The organism is Elongatibacter sediminis (genome assembly GCF_037892215.1).
Taxonomy (GTDB): domain Bacteria; phylum Pseudomonadota; class Gammaproteobacteria; order Xanthomonadales; family SZUA-36; genus Elongatibacter; species Elongatibacter sediminis.
The window spans coordinates 22,890-49,196 of the sequence record NZ_JAZHOG010000010.1 but is presented as its reverse complement, the minus strand read 5'-3'; the positions used below and the strand labels follow the sequence as shown (position 1 = coordinate 49,196).

Genomic DNA, 26,307 nt, shown 5'->3' with positions numbered 1-26,307 from the left:
CGGCACGAAATGACACAGGATGAGTACGTCGAAGGAGTATTGCAAAAATACGCTACGAACAAACTAGCGGCTCAAAAAGCTGCTGAAAGCATTGCTGCGTCAATTCAAGCGTGGGCAGGAAGTCAACTATCTAAACTTTCTTATTCCGGATCTTTCGCAAAAGAAACGACCAATAGCCTTTCTACAGATGTTGACTTGTTTATTTCACTAAAGTCATCAACGAAGGAAACTCTTAAAGAGGTTTACGAGAGTCTATATAAATGGGCTAGAAGCAATGGCTGGTCGCCGATTAGACAAAACGTTTCAATTGGAATAACGCTGTCAGGAATGAAGATTGACTTGGTGCCAGGCAAGAAACAGACTGGATATCAAAATGTCCATAGCCTGTATAAGCGAAAGACAGGCTCTTGGACTCAAACTAACGTCAAACTGCATGTAGATACCGTGACGAGTTCTGGAAGGACAAAGGAAATCCGCGCGATCAAGATTTGGCGCGATCTTCATGGACTATCTTTTCCGTCATTTTATTTGGAACTTATGGTTATTGAAGGACTAAAAGGGAGATCAATATCCAATCTTGCGGCTAATGTGCTTCATGCCCTCGATTACATTGGTACTAATCTCGCAACCAAACGAATCGTAGACCCAGCAAATACAAACAACATAATTTCAGACGACCTTTCGGCGACCGAGAAAGGCAATGTCGCCCGGAAGGCAAAAACGAGTACGGCTAAACAGTATTGGAAGGAAATCATCTGGTGACAGGTAGTGTTGACGAAAATCACAATAGATTGAATGAAGTCTATGCAGGGCTGCAGGAACAGTTACGAGCAGGTTTAGCTTCAAGCCGGTCTGTCATCGATCATCCCGGTGCCAAGGGCTCCGGAACGGAGGCCAATTGGCTAAAGATGCTTCAAGACCATCTGCCACACAGATATCAAGTTGAGACAGCATTTGTTGTGGATGCAGAAGGCCAGCAAAGTGAGCAAATAGATATCGTTATTTATGATCGGCAATATACTCCTGAGCTGTATAACGTTGCCGGGCAAAAATTAATCCCTTCTGAGGGAGTTTATGCGGTATTGGAAGTAAAGCAGACGCTAGACAAGGGCAATGTTGAATATGCTGGCGGTAAGATTTCTTCAGTTCGCCGGCTCAATCGAACGAGCGTGGAAGTAGTACACGCGGGAGGCGAATATGCTCCTCGTCCTAATCCTCCGATATTGGGCGGAATCCTAGCCACCCAGAGCGAATGGAATCCTCCTTTGGGAGAGGCGTTTCACAATTGTTTGGCTGAGAGACCCGAGGAGGAGAAACTGAATTTCGGATGCGTTCTTGACGCAGGCGGGTTCGAAGTTAGTTATGACGGCGATGAATTAAAAACACAGATCAGCTCTCGCGAACACGCATTGGCATTTTTCTTTTTGAGGCTTCTTCGCAGTCTTCAACGAATAGGTACGGTTCCCGCTCTTGATTATGATGCTTACTTGGCCGCTTTTTGTCTTGACTGAATACATGGTCATGGCCCCTTGCACCTGACGGCTGTGTATGAATTTGGAGGCTCCGAAAACAAAATGGCGAAATTACGTCTATTAATAGTTTATCTGTACGTTTTTGGAACCGTGAATATAGTCACATCCTTTGTTGTCCCAATATTTTTTGGCGACGTGTTGCTTTGGCACCCACGAAACTTGGCGACCGATCTGATGGTTGGCAGTGTCTACTTGGCAATGGGTATCGTAATGCTGCCGATCGCGCGCTTTCCAACCCGACATAAGGCGTTTATCGATTTTCTGATTTTTGCGAATGTCCTGCACGCCCTGGTTATGTTCATAACTGCTCAAAAACCCAGTCAAATCTATTTGGACGCTGCGTATATTGGGCTGGCTGGAGCGATTCCATTTGCGCTGTATCCCTGGCCTTGGTCTGAATTCTTGCGGTATCGTGTTTCGAATTGATTCCGCTCAATACTCAACAACGAAGTATGGATTTCTTGCTCCTCAAATTCTCGGACTGGAATTAGTAAGTGTGTCTGCGAGAAATATAGGCATGGGCAACCCTAACAAATATGTGCCGGCCTTACGGTTTCACTGGTTGACCCGGATTTACGACCCATTGGTTGCGCTAACCACTCGAGAGTCAACCTTTAAAGAGGAATTGGTTAATGAGGCCGAAGGAGCACATCCGACAGTCATTCTAGATCTTGCCTGCGGGACCGGCACTCTGAGTTGCTTACTTAAGAAACGGTTACCTGACAGCAGAGTATGTGCTCTGGACGCCGATCCCGAAATACTGGAATTAGCCGAAAGAAAAGCCCTAAAGGAACAGCTCAAAATTGAATTCAATCAAGGTATGTCCTTTGACATGCCATTTGATGACAACAGTTTTGGTCTTGTTACATCCAGTTTGTTCTTTCACCATCTGAATTTGGAGAACAAGCGCCGAACACTGACAGAGGTGTCGAGGATTCTGAAGCCAGACGGTCGCTTGGTGATTTGTGACTGGGGCCGGCCAAGCAATATTTTCCTGAAAGCATCCTTTAACCTCGTCCGGATGCTGGACGGTTTTGAAGTCACAAGGCACAACTACGAGGGCCAGCTTCCAGCCATAATCGATGAAGCGGGATTCCGCAATGTGATCCGGACAAAGTCCATCAATGCACCACTTGGAACTCTGGATTTGATTACTGCGGAACGTGCATAAAGAACCGGGTGCCGACAAGTTGTCCACACCCGGCTCTCCATATGGAAGTATCAGTCGCTGAAGCTTTTTCGCATGAACTCCAACACTGCTTCCATTTCACCCTGATTCAGGTTTGGATCACCCCCGCGAGGCGGCATTGCCATCGGTGATTTCGGTGACTTGAAGCCATCCCTGATGTGTTCCAGCAATATTGCATCCGACTGCGCCATTGGGCCGTCCGCATCGGTGAAGTCAGGAGCGCCAGGAACAGTGCCTTTGCCGTCGGCGCCATGACACGCAACGCAAACTCTGCCGTAGACCTCCTCTCCTGATCGCGCGGTACCACTTCCAGCCTGGGCGACTTCTGTTGAAAGACTGACCGGCCAATTGTTGGCCGTTTGCAGGTACTCGAGCACATCCCGAGTCTGTTTTCCAGTCAGTCCTGCCCTGACCCGCATGTGGAATACGCTGGTGGTCCACTGATCATCTCTCAAATCCTGTGGATCACGTGCGTTGTGACAGCGGTTGCAGTTCTCGGCCCAGGTCCTGGCACCGTTCTGTGCATCGCCTTCTTCGAGGTAATCCGTTGCAAGCATTGGTCCTGAAAGGATCATCCCGCAAAAAAGCACCATCCATATTGTGCCGACACGTGGTCTGTTTTGTATACTAATAGTCATTTCCATAACCTCCATCAGAAGCCGTAAGCCAGTTGGAACAACCAACGATTAGCATCAGTCACGCTTCCCGGCAATCCATCATTAAACTCGTAAGTGAACTTGCCGATAACACTGCTGGCGAACAGGTAATTGACGCCGAATGCCCATTGCTTCTGGCTCTCGCTTGAATGAGCGGAGTCAAAATCTGTATACCGAATAGCCGTCTCCCAATTGGTTTGCGGGATGAGGTAAGAGGCTTGCCCATACCAGGTTTGCCAAGTGGCACCGGGCGAAGCTGTCACGCCAACGTTATCCGCCCCGACCTTCGTTTTAACAAACTCACCTCTCAGCAAGAAGTTGTTGAGGTTCCAGGCGACATCGAAGCCATAAACGTCGTAGTCACGTGCGGGTTCCGAGCCGAAATCGACAAGAAGTTCTTCCTCATCATGCTCTTCTTCTTCCTCGTCATGCTCATCCCCTGGCTCATCTTCATGGTCACCCGGTTCCTCCTCATGTTCGTCCGGTTCCTCACCGTGCGCCTCCTCAATGCTGGTCACCGAGGCTTTACCGGTCGCGAGGGAAAACCCAAGTTCCAAACCTGGTGTCGGCAGCCATGCAAATCGCCCGCCAAAGACTTTGTCTCCATCCCTGTCGCTACCGAAAGCTTCAGCCTCAACACCACCCAACTCGAACTCGCCATCCTCAAATGCCGAGATCAGTTCGGGGCCATTACTGACGAAGGCAGCGTAATTGGCGTAGGTATCGCCTATCTTGAAACCACCTCGGGCCTGAACGCCAAGGTCCGATACCGGTGCAGCACCGTCATGTCCGAAACCGGGCGGTGCTGAAACCAACTTATTGATCCAGGAAGGGTGCAGGTTTTGCCGGAATTGTCCGATCGGGCTTAGAAACTTACCGCCCACTAGCGTCATGTAATCGTTAAGGAAATAGTCGACTGTCAGGTACTCCAGCGCTGTATCAGTTTCCCCTTCATCGTTTACCGAGATTTCCATCTCGGCCTCCAGCATCACCAGGTCACGGTATTGAAAATGGAAAATGGGGGAAAAAGTGCCTATTCCAAAACTGCCATCTTCACTATCCTGCTTCGTGTAACCCACATCGGCATAACCCGCCATATGTATCAGCGTGTTAGGTTCCTTCCATGCAGCAGCTTCTGCAATGTCCTGCTTGAGTTGGTTAACCTGCGTTTCCGTGTCAGTTTTGGATGCGTATTGTGCAAGCGCCTCCTGCACTTCCCGTAACTGCTCTTGTAGCGCTTCTACCTGAGCTTGTAGTTGTTCATATTTTTCGTCTTCGGCGGCCGCTGGCGTAGTGACCAGCATCAGACCCAGCAGCGCCAGACCAGCGAAAAACCTTGTTCTGTGTTTCATTTTCAGTTCCTCTTGTATTACCTGCGTATGCAGGATTTTGGCCAGGCACGGAATAACGATAGACCCGAAATCGGGAATGCATCGGTTGGCCTGAGTTCAGATCAGGAAGAGAAATTGAAAATAGGAGGAGGGTTGTCAGGTGGTCGTGCTAATAATTTATGAAGGTCGTCAGCGCAATCAAATCCCTTTGGCTGCGCTGAAAACACAGGTGATCTTCCGTTCACTGGAAGAATGAACATGGCCGTCGACGTACTGCAAGACCATTCGCAGCCAGAACACATGGCCTCTTCGCCTTCACAGTCAGCGCAATGACTATCTTTTGAACCATCCAAAGTTTTTGGAGGTGTTTCGGGGTGGCATATTACAACGCTGGCTTCAATATCACCCATGGCCATCGAGGCCAGGCCTGTTCCACTGGCTCCGAGATTCAGGAGCAGCAGGAAGCAGAGAAGCAACTTGTTAGTCAACCCATTCATTTCAAGCCATAGACCTTATGATGTGGTCTCAACAACGGTTTGTAGTAGCCTGTTTATAACAATATTTTTCCGTCACCGAATTGATCCAGATCAGAAAAATGCTGTTACTGGGAAACTCCGCTCAGCGCAGTGCCTGTTGCCCTTCCAACACCCGATTGATGCAGTGAGTGCGCCACGCGAAGTCATCTGATCGCGCAAGTGAATCAATTGCGCTTCATGTCCGTCTCCTTGCATGAAAACGAGCTCTACTAAGTTCACACCGGCACCCAAATTGCAGGCGCAAGTCAGCAGGACAATAGATATGAAACGAGAACTAACCCAAATCGACAGAATTGGCGCTTAAGAAAAATCTATTGGTAGCGTGGTTTAGCTTGAAAATCCGCGAAGGCACCGTGCAGTGCTTGACTCTGAAGTGCACTTTAGGGATTAGAATACAATCCAGGAGCGAATATATGTCGGCATTACGCATAGGACAACTAGCAGCAGAAACCGGGGTTACCGTGGAGGCCATTCGCTACTACGAGCAGCAGGCCCTGATTCCCGAGGCACCTCGCTCACCTTCCGGATTTCGCTGCTTTCCACCCGACACGGTCAAACGCGTGCGCTTTATTCAGCGGGCCCAGGATCTGGGCTTCTCCCTGCGCGATATACACGGCTTGCTCGGTCTGCGCAATGAGCCGGGTGCCAGCTGTGCTGCGGTCAAAGCACGAGCTGAGAAAAAACTGTCCGAGGTTGATCGAAAGATCTTCGAACTTATGCGGATTCGCACTGCGCTCGCCAACCTCAGCGAACAGTGTGTGGCGCAGGCTGATCTTGGTGACTGCCCGATCCTGGATGCCCTGGAAGATTGAATATGAAGTCTGGAATACAAGTTGACCTGGTTTACGAACGTAGCTGTCCCAACGTCACAACAGCCCGCACGCGACTGCTGGACGCATTCCAAAACGAAGGAATTCAGCCCCGCTGGCACGAATGGGAAGTAAACCGCCCCGAAACACCGAAACATCTGCGCGGCTGGGGATCGCCTACCATCCTGGTCAATGGCAAAGACGTCGACGCGGGCCTTCAGCCAGCTGACGGCGGCAGCTGCCGCCTGTACATGACGCCTGGTGGGCACGACGCAGCGCCGGGTGTGGCACAAATTGCCGCGGCCCTGCGCAGCAGGGGTGGGTCTGCCGGTCTCGGTCTAGCTACACTGCCCTCGGTGGGCATTGCCCTGCTGCCAAAACTGACCTGCCCAATCTGCTGGCCCGCCTACGCGGCACTGCTCGGAGCGTTCGGCGTGAACTTCGTCAACTACACGCCGATGCTCCTGCCCGTGCTGACTGCGCTGCTAGCGCTGGCACTGGTTGCTTTGGCCTACCGCGCGCGCTACCGGCGCGGCTACGGGCCGTTCTGGCTGGGTCTGCTGGCTAGCGGGATCATCCTGTTCGGAAAGTTTACCTGGGGTAACGATCCTGCCGTATATGTCGGTAGCATGATCCTGCTCGGCGCTTCGGCTTGGAACGCGTGGCCCCGGGGCTGGCCGGCCCGAAAGAGCCGGATTAATTGAATTCATACCCAAGGAGACAACCATGAATACACGTCGAACCATTGAAATATTCAGTGCCGGTTGCGGCATCTGCGATGACACCATCAAGCTCGTCAACGAAATGGCTTGCCCGTCCTGCGAAATCAGCGTACTCGATATGAAAGACAAACACGTTGCAACCCGAGCCCGCTCACTGGGTATCAAGTCGGTTCCGGCGGTGGCCATAGATGGTGTGCTGGCTGACTGTTGCTCAGGGCGCGGCGTCGACCGCGACACGCTTTCCCGCCTTGGTGTGGGCGACCCGGGCTAGCGCTATCGCCCTCAAGATGGAGGGGTAATTTCTAACATCAATTTACGACGCTTTGCGTTAGTGAGATCATACTCGCGCGTCCGACGTTCCTGTGCGGTTCCACGACCTCGCCGCTTCGTTCCATGAGTTCAGAAACCGTTACATCATCCGCACCTAATAGAATCAGAGCCCGTGTCCTGCCATCAGGGAGATGGCTTTAACGCCACCAAACTGCAAGCCGGGTCCAGTTTCCCTGTCAGTGCTCATGATCATGTCCATCGTCCTTATGGTCGGGTTCCTCTTTGACTGCATTCTCGCCGTCGGTATGTGAATCCCCGTCGTCATGGTCACCGTGCTCGTGATCGCCTTGCTCGTCGGTGTGATGATCATCCGAGGAAGCATCAGCTTCGACATGATCATTATGGCCATCGTCACTGTCGTGATGACCCTTTCCTTTCGCATCGTCAAGAAACGCCTGGTAACTTTCCGCATCGAGTGTCGGGAGCTTCATCATGAACGCGACGACCGGCCAGATTTCTGCATCTTTATGTGTGGCACCCCATGCCGGCATTCCAGTCATCCTGATGCCATGCTTTGTGGCCCAAAATAGCTCAGCCGGTGTATTGCGAGCCGCAACCTCTGCAAGGTCTGGTGCCGCGGGGTTCAGGCCTTGGCCCATGGCCTCGGGATTTTTTCCCGGTGCCCCATGGCAGCCTGAGCACATCGCCTCAAAATCATTAACACCAGCCTGGGCCAGTGATTTGCCGCTCAGATCGGGTACAACGACGCTTTTGGCGCGGCGCTCAATCGAAGCATGGGATGTTGTGGACAAAAACCAGTTGATGAAGCCACTGTGCGGAGAGCTGGCACTTACGTCGACCATTCCGGAGTACGCCAAACCGAGCGCTCCGACAATAAAGACAACTGACGTTATCAGAAGAGTAGTGATTATTTTCATGGTAATTTTATTCCCAAGTCATGGTATTGCTGTTAAAAGTCCCGCACTCACCTCCAGGAATCACAAACGCTAAGGGTCGTGTTCAGCCCTGTCGATAATTGGTGAATAATGCGCATCGGTACCGCCTCATCACTCCAGGTCTATTCACCAGGAGCTTCAGCTTCAAAGCAATGATATATGTGTCAAATAACCTTCCCAGTGGTTACGGTTACAATGGACGTTTCCACGAAATTTACCGGAGGACTGCGCCATGCCCCGTCCAACTCGTTACACGAACATTCTGCTGGCTATTGCCCTTTCCTACTGTGTTGTTTCCATTCCCGCAGTGGCGGATCCCAGCGCCGACGAAGCTCGCCTCCTGGAGATCATCGAAGCGGTTCGTCTCGGCTGGCTGGAAGCCGATGGAACGCCGTTCAGGGTGCATTTTCTGGACTTCGAAGGCGCTCGCTATATCGAATCCGGCGGACAGAATGATGGTCTTACAGACCTGATAGAGCATCACGTCGAACCGGAAGCCGACGCATTTGAAGGATTCGAGCTTTCGTTCACTAATCCAGACGTCTATTTGGAAAATGGCTTTGCCTGGGTCGTCGTCGATACTGAAATCCGGGCTGTGGTCAAGCGTGACGACCGGGAAATCCACAACCGGGGCTATCAGACATTCCTGTTTCGGCAGATCGAAGACGATTGGAAAGTGGTGCACACTCATAGTTCCTCTCGGCCGGTCAAAAAGTGACCGGACAACAGTATGCGCGAGCCACGTCAAGGGGACGATCCGACATTGAACTGGAGCGAAGCACTACACTCATTTTCAGCATAAATCTCCAAAGGACTGACTGCCAGATTGAAATCACAATGGTTCAACGAAGTGTGCGCCTGAGACCCAGGTAGAAAGTGTAGGAGCCCGTCCAGGCAATCAACATCAATCCGTTCAGCGCCTCGACACCGGTCAGAAAACGCAGATGCCCACCGGGAAAAATGTCACCAAGGCCCAGAGAGGTAAAAGTCACGCTGGAATAATAGAAATAGTCCAGGAATGATTCTGGCCGCATGCCGCCAAAGCTCCCAATCTGAAAAAACTGCTCACCCAGCCAGAACCCTCCCGCGTATAACAAAATTTCGGCCAAATGCGCCAAAAAAGCCACAAAAAACACCCATGCCATTAACGTGAGTGCTCGCCATTGAGGTTGGCAAGTATTTTTCGCCAGCACCAACATGCCAAAATGTAGCAAGCTCGTCATGGCAAACAGCAACATGGCCAAAACGACGGAAATTGTCATTTTACGAAAAGCTTCAACAGCATTTTGGCGTGCCGGAACCTGTTAGTGACAGGACCGGGACGGACGGAATTTGCCATTCTCATCGTGCGTTCAACCTTCAAAGCGCCACCCTGAACTTTCGAGTGGTTCAGGGCTGAATTGATTTGAATTTCAGGCTCGAACATCTAATTCGCGGCGGCGGAAGACCAGTGAATGTGACGAACCTTCCAAACACCGTCAGTCCTTGCCAGCACCAGTGTTTCCGTGCTGTTCAGGTCCAACTCTTTGTCGCGAAAACTGCCATTGAGTCTAGAGCGCGTTGTTACTACAGCCATATTTCCGGCTTCAAATACGTTGCGATCAAGGACCTCCCGTTCCATTTCCTCCATGAATTTCATGTCGGAGTGCATGTGGTGACTGGCGTATTCTTCAAGTGAGCTTTCCACGCCGCCTGATTCGAAAATCAGAACTTCCGGATCCAGAATTTCCTGCAGACTTTCCACATCACCCGAGGCGATGGCGGTATGCAGGGCGTCAGAGACCGCCACAGGTCCCTCTGGCACCGGTTCAGCCAGCACTGGGAATGTGGCAGTTGCTAAAATGGCAGTCATACTCAGGACCGTGGTCCATCTGGTAGTTCGGGAATATGTATTCATGGTTTTCTTCCTTTGGTTTAAAATTAATACGCCAACAATCGATTGATCGGCTGACATAGTGTGGAGATGCGCACACGATCCGGCTGCGGAGCGCCAACAGAGACAGGCTAAACTGTGCTGCGTCAATAGCCACAAGCACCAAAATTTCCTGTTACGATTCGAGCCATCCAATTTCTTTGCTGGAATAGCCATCACGATTTCACTCTGGACCGGCGATTGACTGCATAAATACCCAACAAACTGAGGCCGATCCCGGCGAGTTCCAGGGCGTGCAGCGATTCTGCAAAGAAAATGACGCCCATAAACAAACCGAAGATTGGCGTCAAAAATGTGTAGGCATTCAGTTGACTGAGAGTCGCTCGGTCCAGCAAGGCAAACCACAAGGCAAACGCCATTGATGTGCCCAGGACACTCAGCGCAAGGAGATTTATGATAAATCCGGTTGACCAGTTGACTGCACTGACATCCTCGATCGCAAAGGCGAGTATAGCCAGTGGCAATGCACCAATCAGCAGCTGCCAACCCATCGCACGCAAAACATCCACGCGACCAGCCAGTGACTTCAGCATGACATTACTCACAGCAATTCCGATGGCCGCCACCAGGATGAACGCGATTCCCTGTATTTGTGAATCTGCGCCGGACAGATTCGGTGCACCGATCAGCACAATTCCACCGAATCCTGCCACCAGACCCCATCGCTGAAACGTCGATAACCGCTCCTGCAAAAAGACCCATGCCAGTGCTGATGCAATCAGTGGCTGGGTATTGGCGATCACCGTGGCAAGGCCCGGCGATACGCGTCCACCGCCATAAAACATCCCATAGAAACCCAGGCTCGTTGCAGTAAAACCCACAACCGCGAGCCCACCCCAAGCTGACCGATCCGGGATTGCAGGACGCTTAAGCCATTGTGCTACCGCAATAAGTACTAATCCAGACAAGGAAGCACGTAGTCCAGCAAAGGCCATTGGAGGTGAATTTCTTAGTCCCACATTGATGAGGGGAAAGCACACTGCCCACAGGAACATGACCAGTACCGCCCCAATCGCTATTCGATATGAGATTTTCCCGGCTGAAGCTTCACTGGATTCCACAGGGCACATGGAGGCTACCGATCGCTGTCAGAAAGCGCTGCTGTCAGCGATTCACGGTATGGTGAAAGGTCGGAATCATTTGCTCTCATCGGTTTTCGCTCCGCCAGGCCATTGCCAGTCTCTGATTTCGGGCATGTCCTCGCCATGTTCGTTAATGTACATGCGGTGCTCGACTAATTTCTCCCGTACCCATTGCTTGATATAGGCCGCCCGCGAGGCAGCAGCGGGCACACGGTCTGCCACGTCGGCCACCAGGTCAAAGCGGTCGAGATCATTGAGTACGGTCATATCAAAGGGCGTCGTGGTGGTGCCCTCTTCCTTGTAACCCCGCACGTGCAGATTGCGGTGGTTCGTACGCCGGTAGGTCAGTCTGTGAATCAACCAGGGATAGCCATGGTAAGCAAAGATGATCGGCCGATCGCTTGTGAACAGTGCGTCGAAATCCTGATCCGATAGACCGTGCGGATGCGCTTCGCGTGGTTGTAAAACCATCAGGTCGATGACGTTGACAACGCGGATTTTCAGTTCAGGTAACAGGCTCCGCAGAATAGACACCGCGGCCAGGGTTTCAAGTGTTGGAACATCGCCCGCACAGGCCATCACAACGTCTGGATCAGCGCCCTGATCGTTGCTGGCCCATGGCCAGATACCCGCGCCAGCCTGGCAGTGCTTGACCGCCGCATCCATTTCGAGCCACTGGTGCTGCATCTGCTTGCCAGCGACAATGACATTAACCAGGTTTTGCGAACGCAAACAGCAATCCGCTACACACAAGAGGGTGTTGGCGTCCGGTGGAAGGTACACACGAATGATGTCTGCCTTTTTATTGACCACATGATCAATGAAGCCGGGATCCTGATGGGAAAAACCGTTGTGATCCTGGCGCCAGACATGTGAAGTCAGCAGGTAGTTGAGGGACGCGATCGGACGGCGCCAGGGAATCTCCTGGCTGGTCACCTTGAGCCACTTCGCATGCTGGTTGAACATCGAGTCCACGATATGGATGAACGCCTCATAACATGAAAAGAAACCATGACGCCCGGTCAACAGATAACCTTCGAGCCAGCCCTGGCAGGTATGTTCACTGAGGATTTCCATGACCCGGCCTCCGGGCGAAAGATGGTCATCGTCATCGTGCTTTTCTGCGATCCAGGTCCGTTCGGTTACCTCAAACAAGGCAGACAGCCGGTTTGATGCGGTCTCGTCCGGACCGAATACGCGGAAATTGCGCGTTTTTTCATTTTGGTGCATAACATCACGCAAATAGCCGCCCAGTTCGCGAGTCGCCTCAGCCTTGGTCTTTCCAGGCGCCGGCACTGTGACCGCGTAATCCCGATGATCGGGCAGGCTTAGATGCTTAAGCAGCAAGCCGCCATTGGCGTGAGGAGTGGCGCCCATCCGTCGATGATGTGGAGGGACCAGGGCGAGCACCTCCGGGTGGGGCCTGCCTTCTTCGTCGAATAGTTCGTCGGGACGATAGCTGCGCAGCCAACGTTCGAGCACGGACAGGTGCTCCGGGTTTGCCGCCAGGCCGGACAAAGGAACCTGGTGCGATCGCCATGAGCCTTCAGTGCGCTTGCCATCCACTTGTTCCGGCCCGGTCCAGCCCTTCGGGCTGACCAGCACGAGCATCGGCCAGAGTGGGCGGTGCAGGTCGCCTTGTTCGCGGGCCCGCTCCTGGATCTCGAGAATTTCACGGACAGCAACATCCATTGCTGTCGCCATCGCGCTATGCATCTCCGCCACATCGGTGCCCTCGACGAAATGGGGAACGTATCCATAGCCTGACAGCAGTTTTTGCAATTCTTCGCGAGAAATCCGGGCCAGGACGGCAGGGTTGGCGATCTTGTAACCGTTAAGGTGCAGAATCGGCAGCACCGCACCGTCGGTTGCAGGGTTCAGGAACTTGTTCGAATGCCAGGCAGTCGCGAGCGGCCCGGTCTCAGCCTCGCCGTCACCGATGACGCATGCGGCGATCAGGTCCGGATTATCAAACACCGCGCCGAAGGCGTGGGAAAGCGCATACCCAAGCTCACCTCCCTCATGAATTGAACCGGGTGTTTCTGGGGCAACATGGCTGGGAATTCCGCCGGGAAAGGAAAATTGTCTGAACAGACGGCGCATTCCTTCTTCATCCTGCGAGACATCCGGATAGACTTCGCTGTAGGTTCCCTCGAGCCAGGTATTCGCGACAAGCGCGGGTCCGCCATGCCCGGGGCCGGTGATGTAAATGACATCAAGGTCGTTAAGCCGGATTACCCGGTTGAGATGGGCGTAGATAAAATTCAGCCCCGGGGTGGTTCCCCAATGCCCCAGCAAACGCGGCTTGACGTTTTCGAGCGTCAGGGGCTCCCTCAGCAACGGATTATCCTTAAGGTATATCTGGCCAACAGAAAGGTAGTTGGCGGCACGCCAATAGGCATTCAGTTCATCAATCTCTTTCGCGGCCAGGGGGTGCTGTACTTTCATCGGTTTGTCCTGTTCCCTAAACGGTTAGTTTTCAAATGTTTCTTCCTGCCTGTAGCAACGATTCTGCCTGGTCGGCCATGACCGCGGCCTCGTTCGGCGGTATCACCCAAATCTGCACACGACTGTCGCCTGTGTGGACGGGTGTCGGCGCTACAGGGACAACTGAATCATTGAGTCGCTGATCGATACGGATTCCGGCCCACTCGAACCCCTCCAGTATGCGCTGCCGGATAATTGGGGAGTTCTCGCCAATACCACCACCGATCACGATCGCCTGTGCGCCACCCAATACCGCCAGGTAAGCACCGATGTAATGGCGAATCCGGTGACAGAACATGTCCACGGCAAGGCGTGATGCAGCACTATCTGTCGCCAGCAGGACTCGCATATCTGAAGTCTCGCCAGAAACGCCCAGCAGGCCAGATTCCCGGTTCAGAATTTCGCCCAGCTGCGTTGTCGTCATTCCAGTCTGATCAAGCAGGTGCAGGACGGCGGCCGGATCTACGTTCCCGCATCGCGTCGCCATGATCAGGCCCTCGAGTGGTGAGAAACCCATCGATGTTTCCAGGGGCTGGCCACGACTCGAAGCCGTGACCGAGCAGCCCGATCCGAGCTGCAGGGAAATGACCTTTCGTTCGGCGCACGGCTCGCAATGAAATTGCCATTGTTCGAGCATGGACTGGTGCGCAAGGCCGTGAAACCCGTATCTTCGGAGCCCGTGACGGCGTGCCAGTGCAGTAGGTAATGCGTATCGAGCCGCCGCTTCCGGCAAGTTGGCATAAAAGGAGGTATCGAAACATGCGCCTTGTAAAAGGTCTGAACCAAAGGCTTGTCTGGCTGCTTGAACCCACTTCAATGCCGCCTTGTTGTGTAATGGCGCAATCGAACTCAGCCGCTTGATTTCTGCCAACACCGATTCATCTAGAAGGGTGGGTGAAGTCAGAGTTGTCCCGCCGTGTACAATCCGGTGGATGACCAGCCTGGGCCTTGCCAGGTCTTCGCTATCCAGGAATTTGCTAAATACTTTGGATCTGGCATCGGGCGCTGGGGACAGGTTAACGGCAGCCAACGGTTCTGCCTGCTTGGCCAAGGACCAGAAAACTAACCGCAAGGAAGAGCTGCCGGCGTTAACGGTTAACACTGAATCTGCGCCACGCAATGAATTTGAACTGGACACGGTATCGCTATCCTTTTCTGCCTTCAGTGAGCGCTTTTTTCCGAACCATGAACTGACCCAGGGCAGGGTGCTTGAAATGAGCGTGCCGCAGGACCGCCCAGTGATCGTGCAGATAGCCTTCAATAAATTCGATAACGTGGCCAAGCGTGATTGAGGCATATCGCTGCCGGCCAGTTCGGTTCAGTGTTGAGCCGAAAGCAAGCAACCTGACGCGATGTCCTGTATGAGTCACGACTGATCCTTTCCGAATCAGGGCCGCTGCAGTCTTCGAGGCGTGCCCCGCTGAACAGCAACCGAAACGGGCCAGGACTACCTTCAAGACATCAGGGTTGAAGGCGGTCGGATTGATTTCGGCACGACCTTCCTTGACCTCAGCAATCAGCATATCGGGCTGTCCGCCATCTATGCCCAGTTTGGGATCGGGCTGAAAAGCAAAACTGCTTCCACCTCCCGGTACAATCCGACCCGCTCCGGCAAAGCGTACCGCCAGCACATCGAGATCGGTGGCAGTGGAGTATTGTTTTGGGCCCAAAGCCTCGATAACCGGATATTCGGCCACTGTGAAGTAACCGTTTATCTGCAGGTATGCTTCTACGATCGCAACAGCGTGATCCATCTTCTTAACTCCAATTGGCCTGGTTTGCTCCAATACTCATGGTAGACATGCGCAGCCATCAGTTTTGTACTGTTCGCATGGGGGTGGTTGTCCTCAAACTAAACACGCGCAATGCCACGGTAATTTGCCACGCCAACGGCGAAGCGCGTTTCACGTGCCAAGTGATCTCGCATGGCTTCCAGAGCATCCGGTTCACCATGTACCAGTGTGATTTTGCTGTTGTCACGTAAATTCGATTGAGACAGCCAGCGGTGCATTTCAACGTAATCGGCATGACCGGAAAGTCCGCTGATTACTTCGACTCTTGCCTTTACGGGTATCCACTCACCGTGAATTTTGACGCTCTCAGTGCCGGCGAGCATTTTTGCGCCTCTGGTGCCGCCCGCCTGATAACCAGCGAAAAGCACCGTGGTGCGGTGATCCCTCAAGAGACGTTTGAAGTGATGCAGGATTCTCCCGCCGGTGGCCATGCCACTGCCAGCGATGATGACATGAGGAAATCGGAGGCCTGCCAACGCTTTCGAATCTTCGACGCTGCGCGTGTAATGGGTCGTATCGCACATCGCCCGACACTGCGGTTCGCTCAGGCGATGATGCTCCGCGTAGCGGCAATAGATGTCGGCCACGCTGATCGCCATGGGGCTATCGAGATAAACCGGAACATCAGGAATGCGGTTGGTTTGCTTGAGCGTGGTCAGCACGTGTTGCAGGGATTGCGCACGCCCTACGGCAAAGCTTGGTATCAGCAGCGCTCCACCGTTGCTGGCCGTTTCCTTGACAATATGCTCGATCTGATCAACGGGATGGCTGTCGGGGTGTGTACGATTCCCGTAGGTTGATTCCAGGACCAGCAGATCAAGGCCGGGAAGCGGGTCGGGAGATCGCATCAAAATATCTGCCGGCCGGCCCACATCACCCGAGAAACCGACACGCTTTCCCTCACCCTCGACGATGACGCTGCCGGCGCCGAGAATGTGCCCGGCACTCTGCAAACGGATGGTCAAATCTCCCACCTGGAAATCTTCTCCAAACTCGACAGACTGAAATAGCGACATGCTCTTCTCAGCGGTTTCCCTGTCATAGAGCGGGAGAGGACTTTCGTGCTTACTCAGTTTATGTCGAGCATGGTATCTGGCGTCCTCTTCCTGGATATGGCCACTGTCCGGGAGCAAAATGCCGCAAAGCTCTCTGGTTGCCGCATGGGTGAAGACCGGACCCCGGAATCCACGGCGATACAGCACTGGAATGTACCCCGAATGGTCGAGATGGGCGTGACTGAGAACCACCGCATCGACATTGGCGATGTCCAGTGGCGGGTCTTCCCAATTGCGTCTGCGCAGCCATTTGAACCCCTGGAACAGCCCGCAATCCACCAGCACACGAGTTGAGCCGCATTCCACCAGGAATTTGGAGCCGGTTACCGTTTCCGTGCCGCCCAGAAAAATAATTCTCATGGTGCCACCTCAGCCTGAGGAACCCGGACTGACAAACGCTTTCCAGTTTCTCTTTCGCGGAATGAACATCGGTACGCGCTCGCGGTAATCGAGATACGCCTCACCGAATTGTCGCACCATTGATTGCTCTTCTTTTCGGGACAAAAGAACATAAACTAGGACAATGACCGGAAAGAGACCGACCGAAAACACGGTTGGCCAGTGCACGACCCCCTCACCGAACAGCGCGAGGAACAGGCCTGTGTATTGGGGATGTCGCGCCAGGCCGTAGAGCCCGTCGGTCGCCAGCCGCCCCGCCTCGTGTGCGCGATACAGTTCCCGCCAGCCCTGAATAAAGATTCCGATGCCGGCGAACAACAAAACATAGCCCAGTATCATGGAGATCATCATCCCGGTTTCACCCAGCCCGATGAGCGATGACCAGAGATTGGCACTGAGATTCGTCCGGTCGAGCCCCGAAAATCGCGCCAACAGGTAAATCGTCAGGGGAAACCCGTACATCTCCGCGTAGAGTGCGATGATGAAGGCCTGAACCACGCCGGCCCCGGCCCATTCCCGCCAGGACTTTGGTGAGAAATAGCGGTAGAAGAACCAGGATGCCACCACGATCATGATGGCTGCCAGGCCCCATGCACCGGAATGCAGGATATTTTCATTCATGACTTTCGCCTCCCGCCGTCTTGCGGCGCGTAATGTCAATGGGCTGCGCTTCAGACTCATCGAGACAGTGTTTCTCCACCTGCAAGGTGACGAAAAAGAACCCGAAGCGTTTACGAAGCAACGTGTGGGCCTGCCGGAGCATCTCCTGGGAGTCCGCATCATTCTCAAGGCGTAAATGCCCGGAGAACAGGTAACGTCCGCTGGTGAGTGCCCAGGCATGGACGTGATGAACGTCGCTTACACCATTGAGGTCACAAAGAACCTCCGTAATGTCTGAAAGGGCGACATCTTCAGGAGTGCCTTCCATCAAGAGATGGGTTGCATCACGCAGGATGCCCCAACTCGCCCATAGCAGGACCAGGCCGAATGCCATGCCAAGGAGCGGATCGATCATCAAAAAGCCGGTATAGCGGATGACAATCGCTGTGACTATGATCAGAATGCTGCCGACGAAGGTCTGCAGGATGTGCCACAACGCGCCCCTGACGTTCAGGTCGCTCTTGCTTTTCTTCCAGATCAGACCCAGGGAAATGAACTCGGTGAGAAGCCCGCCGGCCGCAGCCCACAACATTGGCGTAGTGGGCAGGTCGAGGGGTTGATTCAGCCGCATGGCACCCATGACCAACACCACCAACGCCATGGCCAGCAAGAAACCACCATTGACCAGAGCACCCACAATTTCCGCCCGATACCATCCGAAGCTGCGGTCCTCGTCGGCAGGGCGCCTGGCGAGTCGGGCAGCGGCAAGCGCGACCAGCACGCCGCCCACCGCCGAAAAGGTATGCAACGCATCCGAGATTACCGCAATTGATCCGGTCCAAAGGCCGATGGCCAGCTCAATGAGGAAATATATCCCGGTCAACCAGCCGGAAATCACCATCGCGCGATCGTCGGAGGGCATGTGACTACCGTGAGATTGACGAGTTTGATTCATGGGTTCACCCGCGTGAATCCTGGTGCAGTATTAACCAGTGCGTTCCGGGCACGAGACGGCCAAGGGCCGCAGAGCAACTGGTCACGATGCCATGGGAGACGTAGTTTGTTCATCTCTATTACTCCTCTAACGCTCCAGGGGCACACGCCGTAACCGCAGCGAGTTCACTACCACCGATAGCGATGATGCGCTCATCGCGAAGGCGGCGAAGATCGGACCGATCAGGATCCCGAATAACGGATAGAGAATGCCAGCTGCGATGGGCACGCCTGTAGCGTTGTAGATCAACGCAAAAAAGAGGTTCTGGCGGATGTTACGCATCGTGACGCGCGCCAAACGGCGGGCGCGAACAATTCCGTCGAGGTTGCCCTTCACCAGGGTGAACCCGGCACTTTCGATCGCCACATCGGCGCCTGTTCCCATCGCGATGCCAACATCGGCCTGGGCAAGAGCAGGTGCGTCGTTGACGCCGTCCCCAGCCATGGCGACTTTGCGGCCGGCATCCTGTAGCTCCTTGATAATCGTGGCCTTGTCCTCAGGCAACACTCCAGCTCGGATTTCGTCAATGCCGAGCCGGTTGGCCACCGCTTTGGCAGTGCGTTCGTTATCGCCTGTGGCCATGATGATGCGAAAACCGAGATTATGCAGCGCCTTCAGCGCATCCGGCGTGGTCTGTTTTACCGGATCGGCGACACTGACGAGGCCGGCGATTTTGCCGTCGAGCACAACAAACATCACCGTTTCACCCTGGTCGCGACGGGCGTCGGCTGTATCATCCAATGGCCCGCCCTCGAGTCCGAGGGTTTTCATCATCGCCAGATTGCCAAGCGCCACCTGTTTTCCATCGACCACGCCCTTCACGCCTTTACCGACAACAGCCTCGAAATCCCCTGCCTTGCCAAGTTCGACGCCGCGCTCTTCGGCACCCGCGACAATGGCCTCGGCCAGCGGATGTTCGGAGCCTTTTTCGAGCGTGGCGGCTAATGCCAGCACCTCGCTCTCCTCAAAACCTTGTTCGGGCAGAACCGCTACCAGCTTGGGCTTGCCCTCGGTCAGCGTGCCAGTCTTGTCGACGATCAGCGTGTCCACCTTTTCGAACCGCTCCAGCGCCTCCGCGTTCTTAATCAAAACGCCCGCCTGCGCGCCGCGGCCCGTGGCAGTCATGATTGACATCGGCGTGGCGAGTCCCAGTGCACAGGGGCAGGCGATGATCAGTACCGCTACAGCGGAGACCAGCGCATAGGCATAGGCCGGGGCTGGCCCCCAAATCGCCCAGGCAACGAAAGCCAGCACCGCAACGCCTATCACTGCAGGTACGAACTTGCCGGCAACCATATCAGCCCATTTCTGAATTGGTGCACGGCTCCGCTGAGCCGCGGCCACCATCTCAACGATCTGCGCGAGCATGGTGTCTGAACCCACTCGGGTCGCTTCCATGACCAGGCTGCCGGTACCATTGATCGTGGCACCAGTCAGTTTGTCGCCTGCGACCTTTTCTACCGGTATCGGCTCGCCGCTGATCATGCTTTCGTCGACCGATGAGCTACCCTCGAATACCTTCCCGTCGACGGGTACCTTGTCGCCAGGCCTGATTCTCAGCCTGTCGCCGACCTGCACCTGTTCCAGTGGCACTTCTTCTTCGGTCCCATCCTCGCGAATCACGCGCGCCGACTTTGCGGCGAGATCGAGCAGCGCCCGGATGGCCTTGCCGGTGCCTTCGCGGGCTCTGAGCTCCATCACCTGCCCCAACAGGACCAGCGTGACAATGACCGCCGCTGCCTCGAAATAGACGCCGACAGCCCCCGTTTCCGGGTTACGGAATCCGTCGGGAAAGATACCCGGCGCGATCACCGCGACCATCGAAAAGATGTAGGCTGCAGCCACGCCCATGCCGATAAGGCTGAACATGTTGAGATTCATGGTGCGGAACGAATTGTAGCCACGCACGAAAAATGGCCAGCCCGCCCACAAGATCACTGGCGTACTGAGCGCCACCTCGATCCAGACCGACGTGGTTTCGCCGAAAAACTCTCGGATCGCGGTGATGCCCACGTACGGTGACATTGTGAGAATTAGCAGCGGAATCGATAAGATCACACCAACCCACATTCGGCGTGTGAAATCCACAAGTTCCGGGTTGGGCCCTTCATCCACAGCCGTGGGGCGCTCGGACTCGAGGCCCATGCCACAAATCGGGCAGGAGCCGGCCTCGGTTGACCGCACCTGCGGATGCATGGGGCAGGTGTAGACCGTGCCTGAATAGCCGTTGGGAACCGTGTCATATTGCGCTGACGTATCAGCCGCAGCTGCAGTATCCGATTGGCAGTGATCGTGATGATGGTGGTTTTCGTGTTCCACGTTGTTTCCTCCTATTGGGAAATCAATTTGAATTTGTTTTTTCTAATTACCCGGCGTCGCGCGTTTCGCGAGTGGGGTCATGAGTAAGGGGCCTATGACCGCAGCGGTAACGGCCATGACGAGGATGGCCGCGTAAACGGGTTGCGTCAGATGACCCTGCTTCAATCCCAAAGTCGCAATAACTAACGCGACTTCGCCCCTGGCCACCATTCCGAATCCGACTAACCAACGGTCCCGCCAATTGGCAACACTCGCTGCCCCAATAATTCCCCCAAGGGTTTTGGCAAGAATTCCAACCGCGATGACACTCAGCAGCAACCAGAGCGCATTGGCTGCGCTCAATGCAGTCCAATCAAACTGCACGCCGATCATGACGAAGAAAAATGGCATAAACCCCAGCACCAGGGGACGGAGTGCCAGTGCTCCTTTTTTGGCCTGGCTTTCGGGCAGCCCTCCTGCAATGCTAAGACCCGCGAAGAAGGCACCGACCACCAGAGACATGCCAAGGCTGCGGGTAACAACCGCACCCAGGGCAATCATTGCGACGGCCCACAAACCTTGAGCGAATGGGTGGGAAATCAGCCTGAAACGGAATGCCCATACGGTCGCTGTTCGGCCGACCCAGTAAAGCCCTCCAATTGCCAAAAAGGCACCCAGAAAAAATTTCATTGACTCAGCGGGTCCGTAGCCACCACCCAATAATCCATGGGCCAGGCCCAGGAAATAGAGCACGATCAGATCATCGAGTACTGCTGCTGCGATGACGATTTCTGCAATCCGGTGTGTAATCAGGCTGAATTGCTCCAATACCTGCACCGTGATACCGATGCTGGTTGCACCCAGTGCGAGGCTCAGATAAATGGTTTCTTCGATGGGGAAATCGAATGCCTGGCCGATGGCATATCCTCCACCGATGCTGAATGCAATACCAAGCAAGGCAACCTGTGCGCCGGCCCAGCCCCCCGCTTTCAATCGTGGGAGCCCAAGCCCCATCGCGACGACTCCCAGGAGCAACACAACACCTATTTCTCCAAGATCATGCAATAGCACGCTGTGAGGCACCCACCCCAGTACGGCGGTTCCCAGGATTACACCCAATACAACCTGAGCCACGGCATTGGGAAATCTGTAGCGCATGCTGAGCCAGCTAATCAGGCCGCCGAGCAGAAATACCAAGATGATGTCCAGCCACTGCGTCATTCGTGCGAACTCTCGTTTTCTAAAAGCCGATTCACGCCGTGTGCCAAGGCGTGGGTGAGATCGATCCCGTTGCTGGGATGCGTAATTGTGTTGCAAGTAACGATGTCCGAGGCCCCAGCGTCCTTGAGGCTTTCGTAAGCGTCACCGGCAAACACCGCGTGGACACCAACACATACCGGTTTCGCATAACCGGCCTGCCGCAGGTGACCAATGGTTTCGATCATGGTGCGTGCCGTTGAAATGATGTCATCGACAAGTACGGGGGTATGCTCGCGCCACGGTTCCAATGGCGGGACTGCGATTTCCACATCGCGATCACCGCGCCTCTTCTTGGATAACACAATGAACGGCGCGTCTGCCATTTGGGCTACCTCGCTCACCCACTGCTCACTTTCAAGGTCGGGACCGACGATGACCGGGCGATCGACATTTTTGCTAATCCAGGACGCCACGCTAGGTGCGGCGTGCTCCACACGGGTAGGTATGGAATAGATCTCCTCAAGGCTCGTGTAGCGATGCAGATGCGGGTCCACGGTGACCAGTCCGTCCAGGGTTTCACTCAAGAGGCTTGCGAAAATACGCGAAGTAATCACTTCACCCGGCTGGAATCTCGCGTCCTGGCGCATGTAAGGCAGATAGGGAGTGACCAGGATGACGCGGCCTGCGTCCAGAATGCGAACAGCACGTGTGGCGTAAATGAGAGGCAGCAATTGGGGATTGGGATGAAAAAGATTTACAGCCAGGACGACGTCGTTTCCATTGCATCGCGTTTCTCCACGCACGTAGGTCTCACCGTCCGGAAATGAGCGCATCGCTATGCCGCCTAGTGGCGCATTCAATGCCTTCGAAAGAGCCGCGCCAAGAGTCTCGTGACCCGGCAGGGAAAACACTATGGGTTTCATTACTTTGAGCCCTCCATCTAATCGATCGCCACGAGGTCAGGGTGCCGGCTGAGATAACCGAGCGCGTAAGCAAGCTCGCCCGGAGACTCGGCATGCACCGTCATGATCGGTGCGCCAACCTCGACGCAATCTCCAAGGTGTACGTGCAGGTCCACCCCGGCAGCGGGAGCATTTGGCGCACCAGCCAGCTTTGCCACCTTGGCCAGGCGTCGGTTATCGATGGTACTGATGCGACCGGAACACTCTGCGGCCAGGATTTGTTGGTGGCTGGATTGAGGAGGCGTACGAAGGCCGCCCTGGGCTTCGCAAATGGCCTGGAATTTTTTCCATGCGTGGCCGTCTTCCAGCACCTCGAGTGCCCGCACCGAACCTTCGCCCGTTCCGGCCACCCCGCTTTGTTCGAAAACCAGCCCGGCCAGCAGGATTGCGCGATCGCGTAAATCTTGCGGGGCGTCTGGGTGATTCTGAAGCACCTGCAGTACGTCGCGGGCCTCAAGCGCAGGACCGATCCCTCGTCCTACTGGCTGACTACCATCGGTGACAACCACCTGGACATTGAGACCCAGTGCATCGCCGGTATGCCTCAATACTTCCGCGAGCCTGTCCGCAGTTCCGCGATCCCGCACTTTTGCGGTTTCACCAACCGGGATATCGATGATGGTGTGGGTAGAGCCGGCAGCAATCTTCTTCGACAGCACCGAGGCCACCAATTGCGCTTCACTGTCGATGTCGAGCGCGCGCTCGATCCGAATGAGCATGTCGTCCGCTGGGCTCAGATCAACCCCACCACCCCATACGAGGCAGCCGCCTTCCCTTTCAACCACGGTGCGCATGGCATCGAGTGACAAATCCACTGTCGTGAGCGTTTCCATGGTATCGGCGGTGCCCGCCGGAGAGGTGATGGCGCGCGATGATGTTTTGGGCATGATCACACCACAAGCGGTCACGATACTCACCACGATGGGTGTGGTCCGGTTACCCGGCAATCCGCCCACACAATGCTTGTCAAACACCTCCGCCTGAGGCCATTCGAGGCGTTCTCCGCTTTCCACCATCGCGCGGGTCAGTTCAACAATCTCTGTGCTTGTCATGCGACCACCCACGCAAGCGGCAAGAAAGGCACTCGATTGCACGTCGCTGTAGCGGCGGCCCGCGACGTCGTCAATGATTGTGCGGAGCTCCAGGGAACTCAATGTATGACCAAACAGCTTTGCCCGGACATGACGAAAGGACTCCACCGGGTCGGGATGGGATAGCGTGACAGGGCATGGCTTATTGCTACCAAGAAGTTGCCAGGCAATTTCGGAAAGGCCGATCTCATCGTGTGCCAACCAATCCCCACGGACAACGTTCAGGGTTGCCACGATTGAGACTCTATTGCCGGTCACTAACACCCGGGACTGCGCCTCAAACCCTTCGGACCGGCAGACAGGACAATCTTCCCGCATGTAGGCAACAGGCTCCTGATAGGTATCAATGCCTATACTCCGGGCGGTCAGCCTGGATGGCTCGTGAATTGTGACGCCGAACTCTTTTGGTATCTGGATCATATTTCTGTCCTCTAGCGGCCGTTTGATCGCACTAGGATTCCCCGGCACCCAATTCACAGCGATCACGAATGCGAATGACTTTCCTGATGGGAGCAATGGCGACTATGCCGTCGCCACGTTTGGCCGTGTGCGCGGCCTCAACAATCAGATCGGCGACTTCTTCAGCCCTCGATGTAAATACTTCAAGGCGCGCGTGTGAAATCATCCAATCAGAGGCGAAGAAATTTTTGTACTCGCCATAGCCTTTCGCCTTGGTTACGGTGATGCCGCGCACATTGGCTTCCTGCAATCGTTGTTCAACCGCTTCCAGACGCGTATTTCGAACAATTGCTGTTAAGTTGTAGAACTCCATATATCCTCCTGACCGACATCTAGCCGGTCCCAGTCATGTGCAGCCAGACACCCGGCAACCTGCCTAGGGTGTGGCGGGATGATGCTTAAACACGGCAGTGTCGCCGGCAGCGTCAAATAGCAAAACGTCATAGGCCTGCCGACGCTCGCCATATTCCATTCCGGGTGAACCCAATGGCATGCCAGGAACCGCCAGTCCATCGCCCTCAGGCCGCTCGTTAAGTAGCCGTTTCACATCAGCCGCCGGCACGTGGCCCTCGATGACGTAATCATCGATGACTGCGGTGTGGCAGGACCTCAATTTCGGCGGTATGCCGAGAGACTGCTTGCGGGCATTCATGTTCGACTCGAGCACGCTTTTAACCGTGAATCCATTGTCTCGCATGTGTTTCACCCATTTGCCACAGCAACCGCAACTGGGGTCCTGGTACACCACGAGAAAAAGTTCGCTGGTACGTGTATCAGAGTTTTCTTCGCTGGCCTCGTCCGCCACAGCGGATGTCATCGTTGCCATAGCGAGGAAAAAAGTGCTGCCTAGAATCTTCAAAATTTTCATCATCATGCTCCCTTTTCAGGCTTCAGCACCGGCCCACCGTCTGTGCAGCCAGTTGTGAATCGGCACGAATACGATGCCGAGATAAAAACCCCACAAAAAACTCTCGATCAGGCCAAGCAGGAATCCCCACCAGGTCAGCCACTTAAAAGCTGGCAAAACCAATTCCAGGAATTGGTGCATGTGCACCGGGTCGGGCATCAGAAGCCCCCAAATGACACATATGACAAACGAAAATGCCAGGGTCAGACCGAGCGACCAACTTACAATTTTCCAGTTCAACATCGTTTATTTCCTCCTATCCGTTGTGTTTTCATGCTGTTCGTGTGCATGCTCGTCATGCTTGTGTTGTCCATGCCCACCGTGGCCATGGCCGTGACCGTGGCCAAACATGTGCATGCCAACGCAAACGAGTAGCACCAGAATCAAAAAAGCATTACTAATCAGCCATTCCATAAATCACCTCATTCGGGTTTGTTCCTGGTCAATACCGATCACCAGGGTTTCCTCATCAACGTAACTGTGTGGCGGTATCACCAGGTTGACAGGGGCCGGAACCCCTTTAAACACTCGCCCGGCCAGATCGAATTTCGACTTGTGACAGGGGCAGAAATAGCCTCCCTGCCAATCCTTATCGATATCAGGCGCGCCACGTTCGGGCCGATAAACGGGAACGCAACCCAAGTGTGTACAGATCGCAATGCAGATAAAATATTCCGGCTTGAGCGAGCGCATTTCATTTTTTGCGTAACCGGGTTGTTGTGTGCGGACTTCCGAGTCCGGATCGCGTAGACGGTCGAGAAGGTTCTCACTCGCCAAAGTCCGCAGCATCTCGTCGTCTCGCTTCAACACCCAGATCGGCTGACCCCTCCACTCCGCAGTTATCTGTTCACCAGGTTCAAGCTCGCTTACGTCAAGCTGGATCGGCGCGCCCAGCACTTGTGCCTTCCTGCTCGGAAGGAGTGAGCGCAGGAACGGCCAGGATGCGATGGCCAGACCGCTCAGACCCGTTAATCCGGTCAGCGTCAGCAGCTTCCGCCGTTTGGGGCTCTTTGGACCCGGACCGTTGTTTGAGGCTTCACTCATCG

28 protein-coding genes are annotated in these 26,307 nt (G+C 54.5%); 8 read left to right on the top strand and 20 right to left on the bottom strand.

Annotated features, from left to right (window positions below; genetic code table 11):
• The first annotated feature begins 9 nt into the window (after window positions 1-9).
• The 4 genes from V3330_RS14585 to V3330_RS14570 all read left to right on the top strand — a co-directional run bounded on the left by V3330_RS14585 (window position 10) and on the right by V3330_RS14570 (window position 2,703).
• Window positions 10-762, top strand: a complete 753-nt coding sequence (locus V3330_RS14585; protein WP_354696176.1) for a nucleotidyltransferase family protein — start codon at window positions 10-12, stop codon at window positions 760-762.
• Window positions 759-1,511, top strand: coding sequence for a DUF6602 domain-containing protein (locus V3330_RS14580; RefSeq protein WP_354696175.1), 753 nt, complete (start codon window positions 759-761; stop codon window positions 1,509-1,511). The genes V3330_RS14585 and V3330_RS14580 overlap by 4 nt, the downstream gene beginning before the upstream one ends.
• An 18-nt stretch (window positions 1,512-1,529) precedes the next feature.
• On the top strand, window positions 1,530-1,958 hold the full coding sequence (locus V3330_RS14575) for a hypothetical protein (RefSeq protein WP_354696174.1): 429 nt from the start codon (window positions 1,530-1,532) through the stop codon (window positions 1,956-1,958).
• Window positions 1,959-2,049: 91 nt separating this feature from the next.
• Window positions 2,050-2,703, top strand: a complete 654-nt coding sequence (locus V3330_RS14570; RefSeq protein WP_354696173.1) for a class I SAM-dependent methyltransferase — start codon at window positions 2,050-2,052, stop codon at window positions 2,701-2,703.
• Between the two features lie 50 nt (window positions 2,704-2,753).
• Here V3330_RS14570 and V3330_RS14565 read toward each other — a convergent pair whose 3' ends face one another.
• The gene (locus V3330_RS14565; RefSeq protein ID WP_354696172.1) at window positions 2,754-3,359 is read right to left on the bottom strand and encodes a c-type cytochrome; all 606 of its coding nucleotides are present in this window, start codon (window positions 3,357-3,359) and stop codon (window positions 2,754-2,756) included.
• A 14-nt stretch (window positions 3,360-3,373) separates the two neighbouring features.
• Window positions 3,374-4,729, bottom strand: coding sequence for a hypothetical protein (locus V3330_RS14560; RefSeq protein ID WP_354696171.1), 1,356 nt, complete (start codon window positions 4,727-4,729; stop codon window positions 3,374-3,376).
• A 928-nt stretch (window positions 4,730-5,657) separates the two neighbouring features.
• Between V3330_RS14560 and V3330_RS14555 the strand changes: the two genes are divergently transcribed.
• Genes V3330_RS14555 through V3330_RS14545 form a run of 3 tightly spaced genes read left to right on the top strand, consistent with a single transcriptional unit; the run spans window position 5,658 to window position 7,046 of the window.
• Complete coding sequence (locus V3330_RS14555) at window positions 5,658-6,056, top strand: heavy metal-responsive transcriptional regulator (RefSeq protein ID WP_354696170.1); 399 nt, start codon at window positions 5,658-5,660, stop codon at window positions 6,054-6,056.
• Entirely contained in the window at window positions 6,053-6,757 is a 705-nt protein-coding gene (locus V3330_RS14550) for a hypothetical protein (protein WP_354696169.1), read from the top strand. Before V3330_RS14555 ends, V3330_RS14550 begins: the two co-directional genes overlap by 4 nt.
• Window positions 6,758-6,779: 22 nt before the next feature.
• Entirely contained in the window at window positions 6,780-7,046 is a 267-nt protein-coding gene (locus tag V3330_RS14545; RefSeq protein ID WP_354696168.1) for a thioredoxin family protein, read from the top strand.
• 235 nt (window positions 7,047-7,281) lie between these two features.
• Here the strand turns inward: V3330_RS14545 and V3330_RS14540 are convergent, their stop codons facing one another.
• The gene (locus V3330_RS14540; protein WP_354696167.1) at window positions 7,282-7,983 is read right to left on the bottom strand and encodes a c-type cytochrome; all 702 of its coding nucleotides are present in this window, start codon (window positions 7,981-7,983) and stop codon (window positions 7,282-7,284) included.
• Between the two features lie 250 nt (window positions 7,984-8,233).
• On the opposite strand from V3330_RS14540, the gene V3330_RS14535 reads away from it, so the two are divergent.
• Entirely contained in the window at window positions 8,234-8,719 is a 486-nt protein-coding gene (locus V3330_RS14535) for a nuclear transport factor 2 family protein (RefSeq protein ID WP_354696166.1), read from the top strand.
• A gap of 124 nt (window positions 8,720-8,843) precedes the next feature.
• On the opposite strand, the gene V3330_RS14530 is transcribed toward V3330_RS14535, so the two are convergent.
• The 17 genes from V3330_RS14530 to petA all read right to left on the bottom strand — a co-directional run bounded on the left by V3330_RS14530 (window position 8,844) and on the right by petA (window position 26,305).
• Window positions 8,844-9,263 (bottom strand): ion channel, encoded by a 420-nt coding sequence (locus V3330_RS14530; protein WP_354696165.1) that lies wholly within the window; start codon window positions 9,261-9,263, stop codon window positions 8,844-8,846.
• Between the two features lie 164 nt (window positions 9,264-9,427).
• Window positions 9,428-9,898: a nuclear transport factor 2 family protein gene (locus V3330_RS14525; protein ID WP_354696164.1), complete on the bottom strand. Its 471-nt coding sequence runs from the start codon at window positions 9,896-9,898 to the stop codon at window positions 9,428-9,430.
• Between the two features lie 191 nt (window positions 9,899-10,089).
• Complete coding sequence (locus tag V3330_RS14520) at window positions 10,090-11,004, bottom strand: DMT family transporter (protein WP_435791832.1); 915 nt, start codon at window positions 11,002-11,004, stop codon at window positions 10,090-10,092.
• Between the two features lie 66 nt (window positions 11,005-11,070).
• On the bottom strand, window positions 11,071-13,464 hold the full coding sequence (locus V3330_RS14515) for a phosphoketolase family protein (RefSeq protein ID WP_354696163.1): 2,394 nt from the start codon (window positions 13,462-13,464) through the stop codon (window positions 11,071-11,073).
• A gap of 31 nt (window positions 13,465-13,495) precedes the next feature.
• Complete coding sequence (locus V3330_RS14510; RefSeq protein WP_354696162.1) at window positions 13,496-14,641, bottom strand: acetate/propionate family kinase; 1,146 nt, start codon at window positions 14,639-14,641, stop codon at window positions 13,496-13,498.
• Window positions 14,642-14,648: 7 nt separating this feature from the next.
• Complete coding sequence (locus V3330_RS14505) at window positions 14,649-15,257, bottom strand: hypothetical protein (RefSeq protein ID WP_354696161.1); 609 nt, start codon at window positions 15,255-15,257, stop codon at window positions 14,649-14,651.
• Between the two features lie 98 nt (window positions 15,258-15,355).
• Window positions 15,356-16,711: an MBL fold metallo-hydrolase RNA specificity domain-containing protein gene (locus V3330_RS14500; RefSeq protein ID WP_354696160.1), complete on the bottom strand. Its 1,356-nt coding sequence runs from the start codon at window positions 16,709-16,711 to the stop codon at window positions 15,356-15,358.
• A gap of 9 nt (window positions 16,712-16,720) precedes the next feature.
• On the bottom strand, window positions 16,721-17,371 hold the full coding sequence (locus tag V3330_RS14495) for a methyltransferase family protein (RefSeq protein ID WP_354696159.1): 651 nt from the start codon (window positions 17,369-17,371) through the stop codon (window positions 16,721-16,723).
• On the bottom strand, window positions 17,364-18,305 hold the full coding sequence (locus V3330_RS14490) for a cation diffusion facilitator family transporter (protein ID WP_354696158.1): 942 nt from the start codon (window positions 18,303-18,305) through the stop codon (window positions 17,364-17,366). The genes V3330_RS14495 and V3330_RS14490 overlap by 8 nt, the downstream gene beginning before the upstream one ends.
• A 126-nt stretch (window positions 18,306-18,431) precedes the next feature.
• Window positions 18,432-20,663, bottom strand: a complete 2,232-nt coding sequence (locus V3330_RS14485; protein WP_354696157.1) for a copper-transporting P-type ATPase — start codon at window positions 20,661-20,663, stop codon at window positions 18,432-18,434.
• Between the two features lie 42 nt (window positions 20,664-20,705).
• Window positions 20,706-21,863 carry a cation:proton antiporter gene (locus tag V3330_RS14480; protein WP_354696156.1) on the bottom strand — a complete coding sequence of 386 codons (1,158 nt, stop codon included), beginning with the start codon at window positions 21,861-21,863 and terminating at the stop codon, window positions 20,706-20,708.
• Window positions 21,860-22,765, bottom strand: coding sequence for a ribose-phosphate pyrophosphokinase (locus V3330_RS14475; protein WP_354696155.1), 906 nt, complete (start codon window positions 22,763-22,765; stop codon window positions 21,860-21,862). Before V3330_RS14475 ends, V3330_RS14480 begins: the two co-directional genes overlap by 4 nt.
• 17 nt (window positions 22,766-22,782) lie before the next feature.
• Window positions 22,783-24,315 carry a thymidine phosphorylase family protein gene (locus V3330_RS14470; protein ID WP_354696154.1) on the bottom strand — a complete coding sequence of 511 codons (1,533 nt, stop codon included), beginning with the start codon at window positions 24,313-24,315 and terminating at the stop codon, window positions 22,783-22,785.
• Between the two features lie 31 nt (window positions 24,316-24,346).
• Window positions 24,347-24,667 carry a P-II family nitrogen regulator gene (locus V3330_RS14465; RefSeq protein ID WP_354696153.1) on the bottom strand — a complete coding sequence of 107 codons (321 nt, stop codon included), beginning with the start codon at window positions 24,665-24,667 and terminating at the stop codon, window positions 24,347-24,349.
• 63 nt (window positions 24,668-24,730) lie between these two features.
• Window positions 24,731-25,222: a DUF411 domain-containing protein gene (locus V3330_RS14460; protein WP_354696152.1), complete on the bottom strand. Its 492-nt coding sequence runs from the start codon at window positions 25,220-25,222 to the stop codon at window positions 24,731-24,733.
• A 15-nt stretch (window positions 25,223-25,237) separates the two neighbouring features.
• Window positions 25,238-25,504, bottom strand: coding sequence for a DUF5676 family membrane protein (locus tag V3330_RS14455; RefSeq protein WP_354696151.1), 267 nt, complete (start codon window positions 25,502-25,504; stop codon window positions 25,238-25,240).
• A 174-nt stretch (window positions 25,505-25,678) separates the two neighbouring features.
• Window positions 25,679-26,305 carry a ubiquinol-cytochrome c reductase iron-sulfur subunit gene (gene petA, locus V3330_RS14450; protein WP_354696150.1) on the bottom strand — a complete coding sequence of 209 codons (627 nt, stop codon included), beginning with the start codon at window positions 26,303-26,305 and terminating at the stop codon, window positions 25,679-25,681.
• Window positions 26,306-26,307 lie beyond the last annotated feature (2 nt).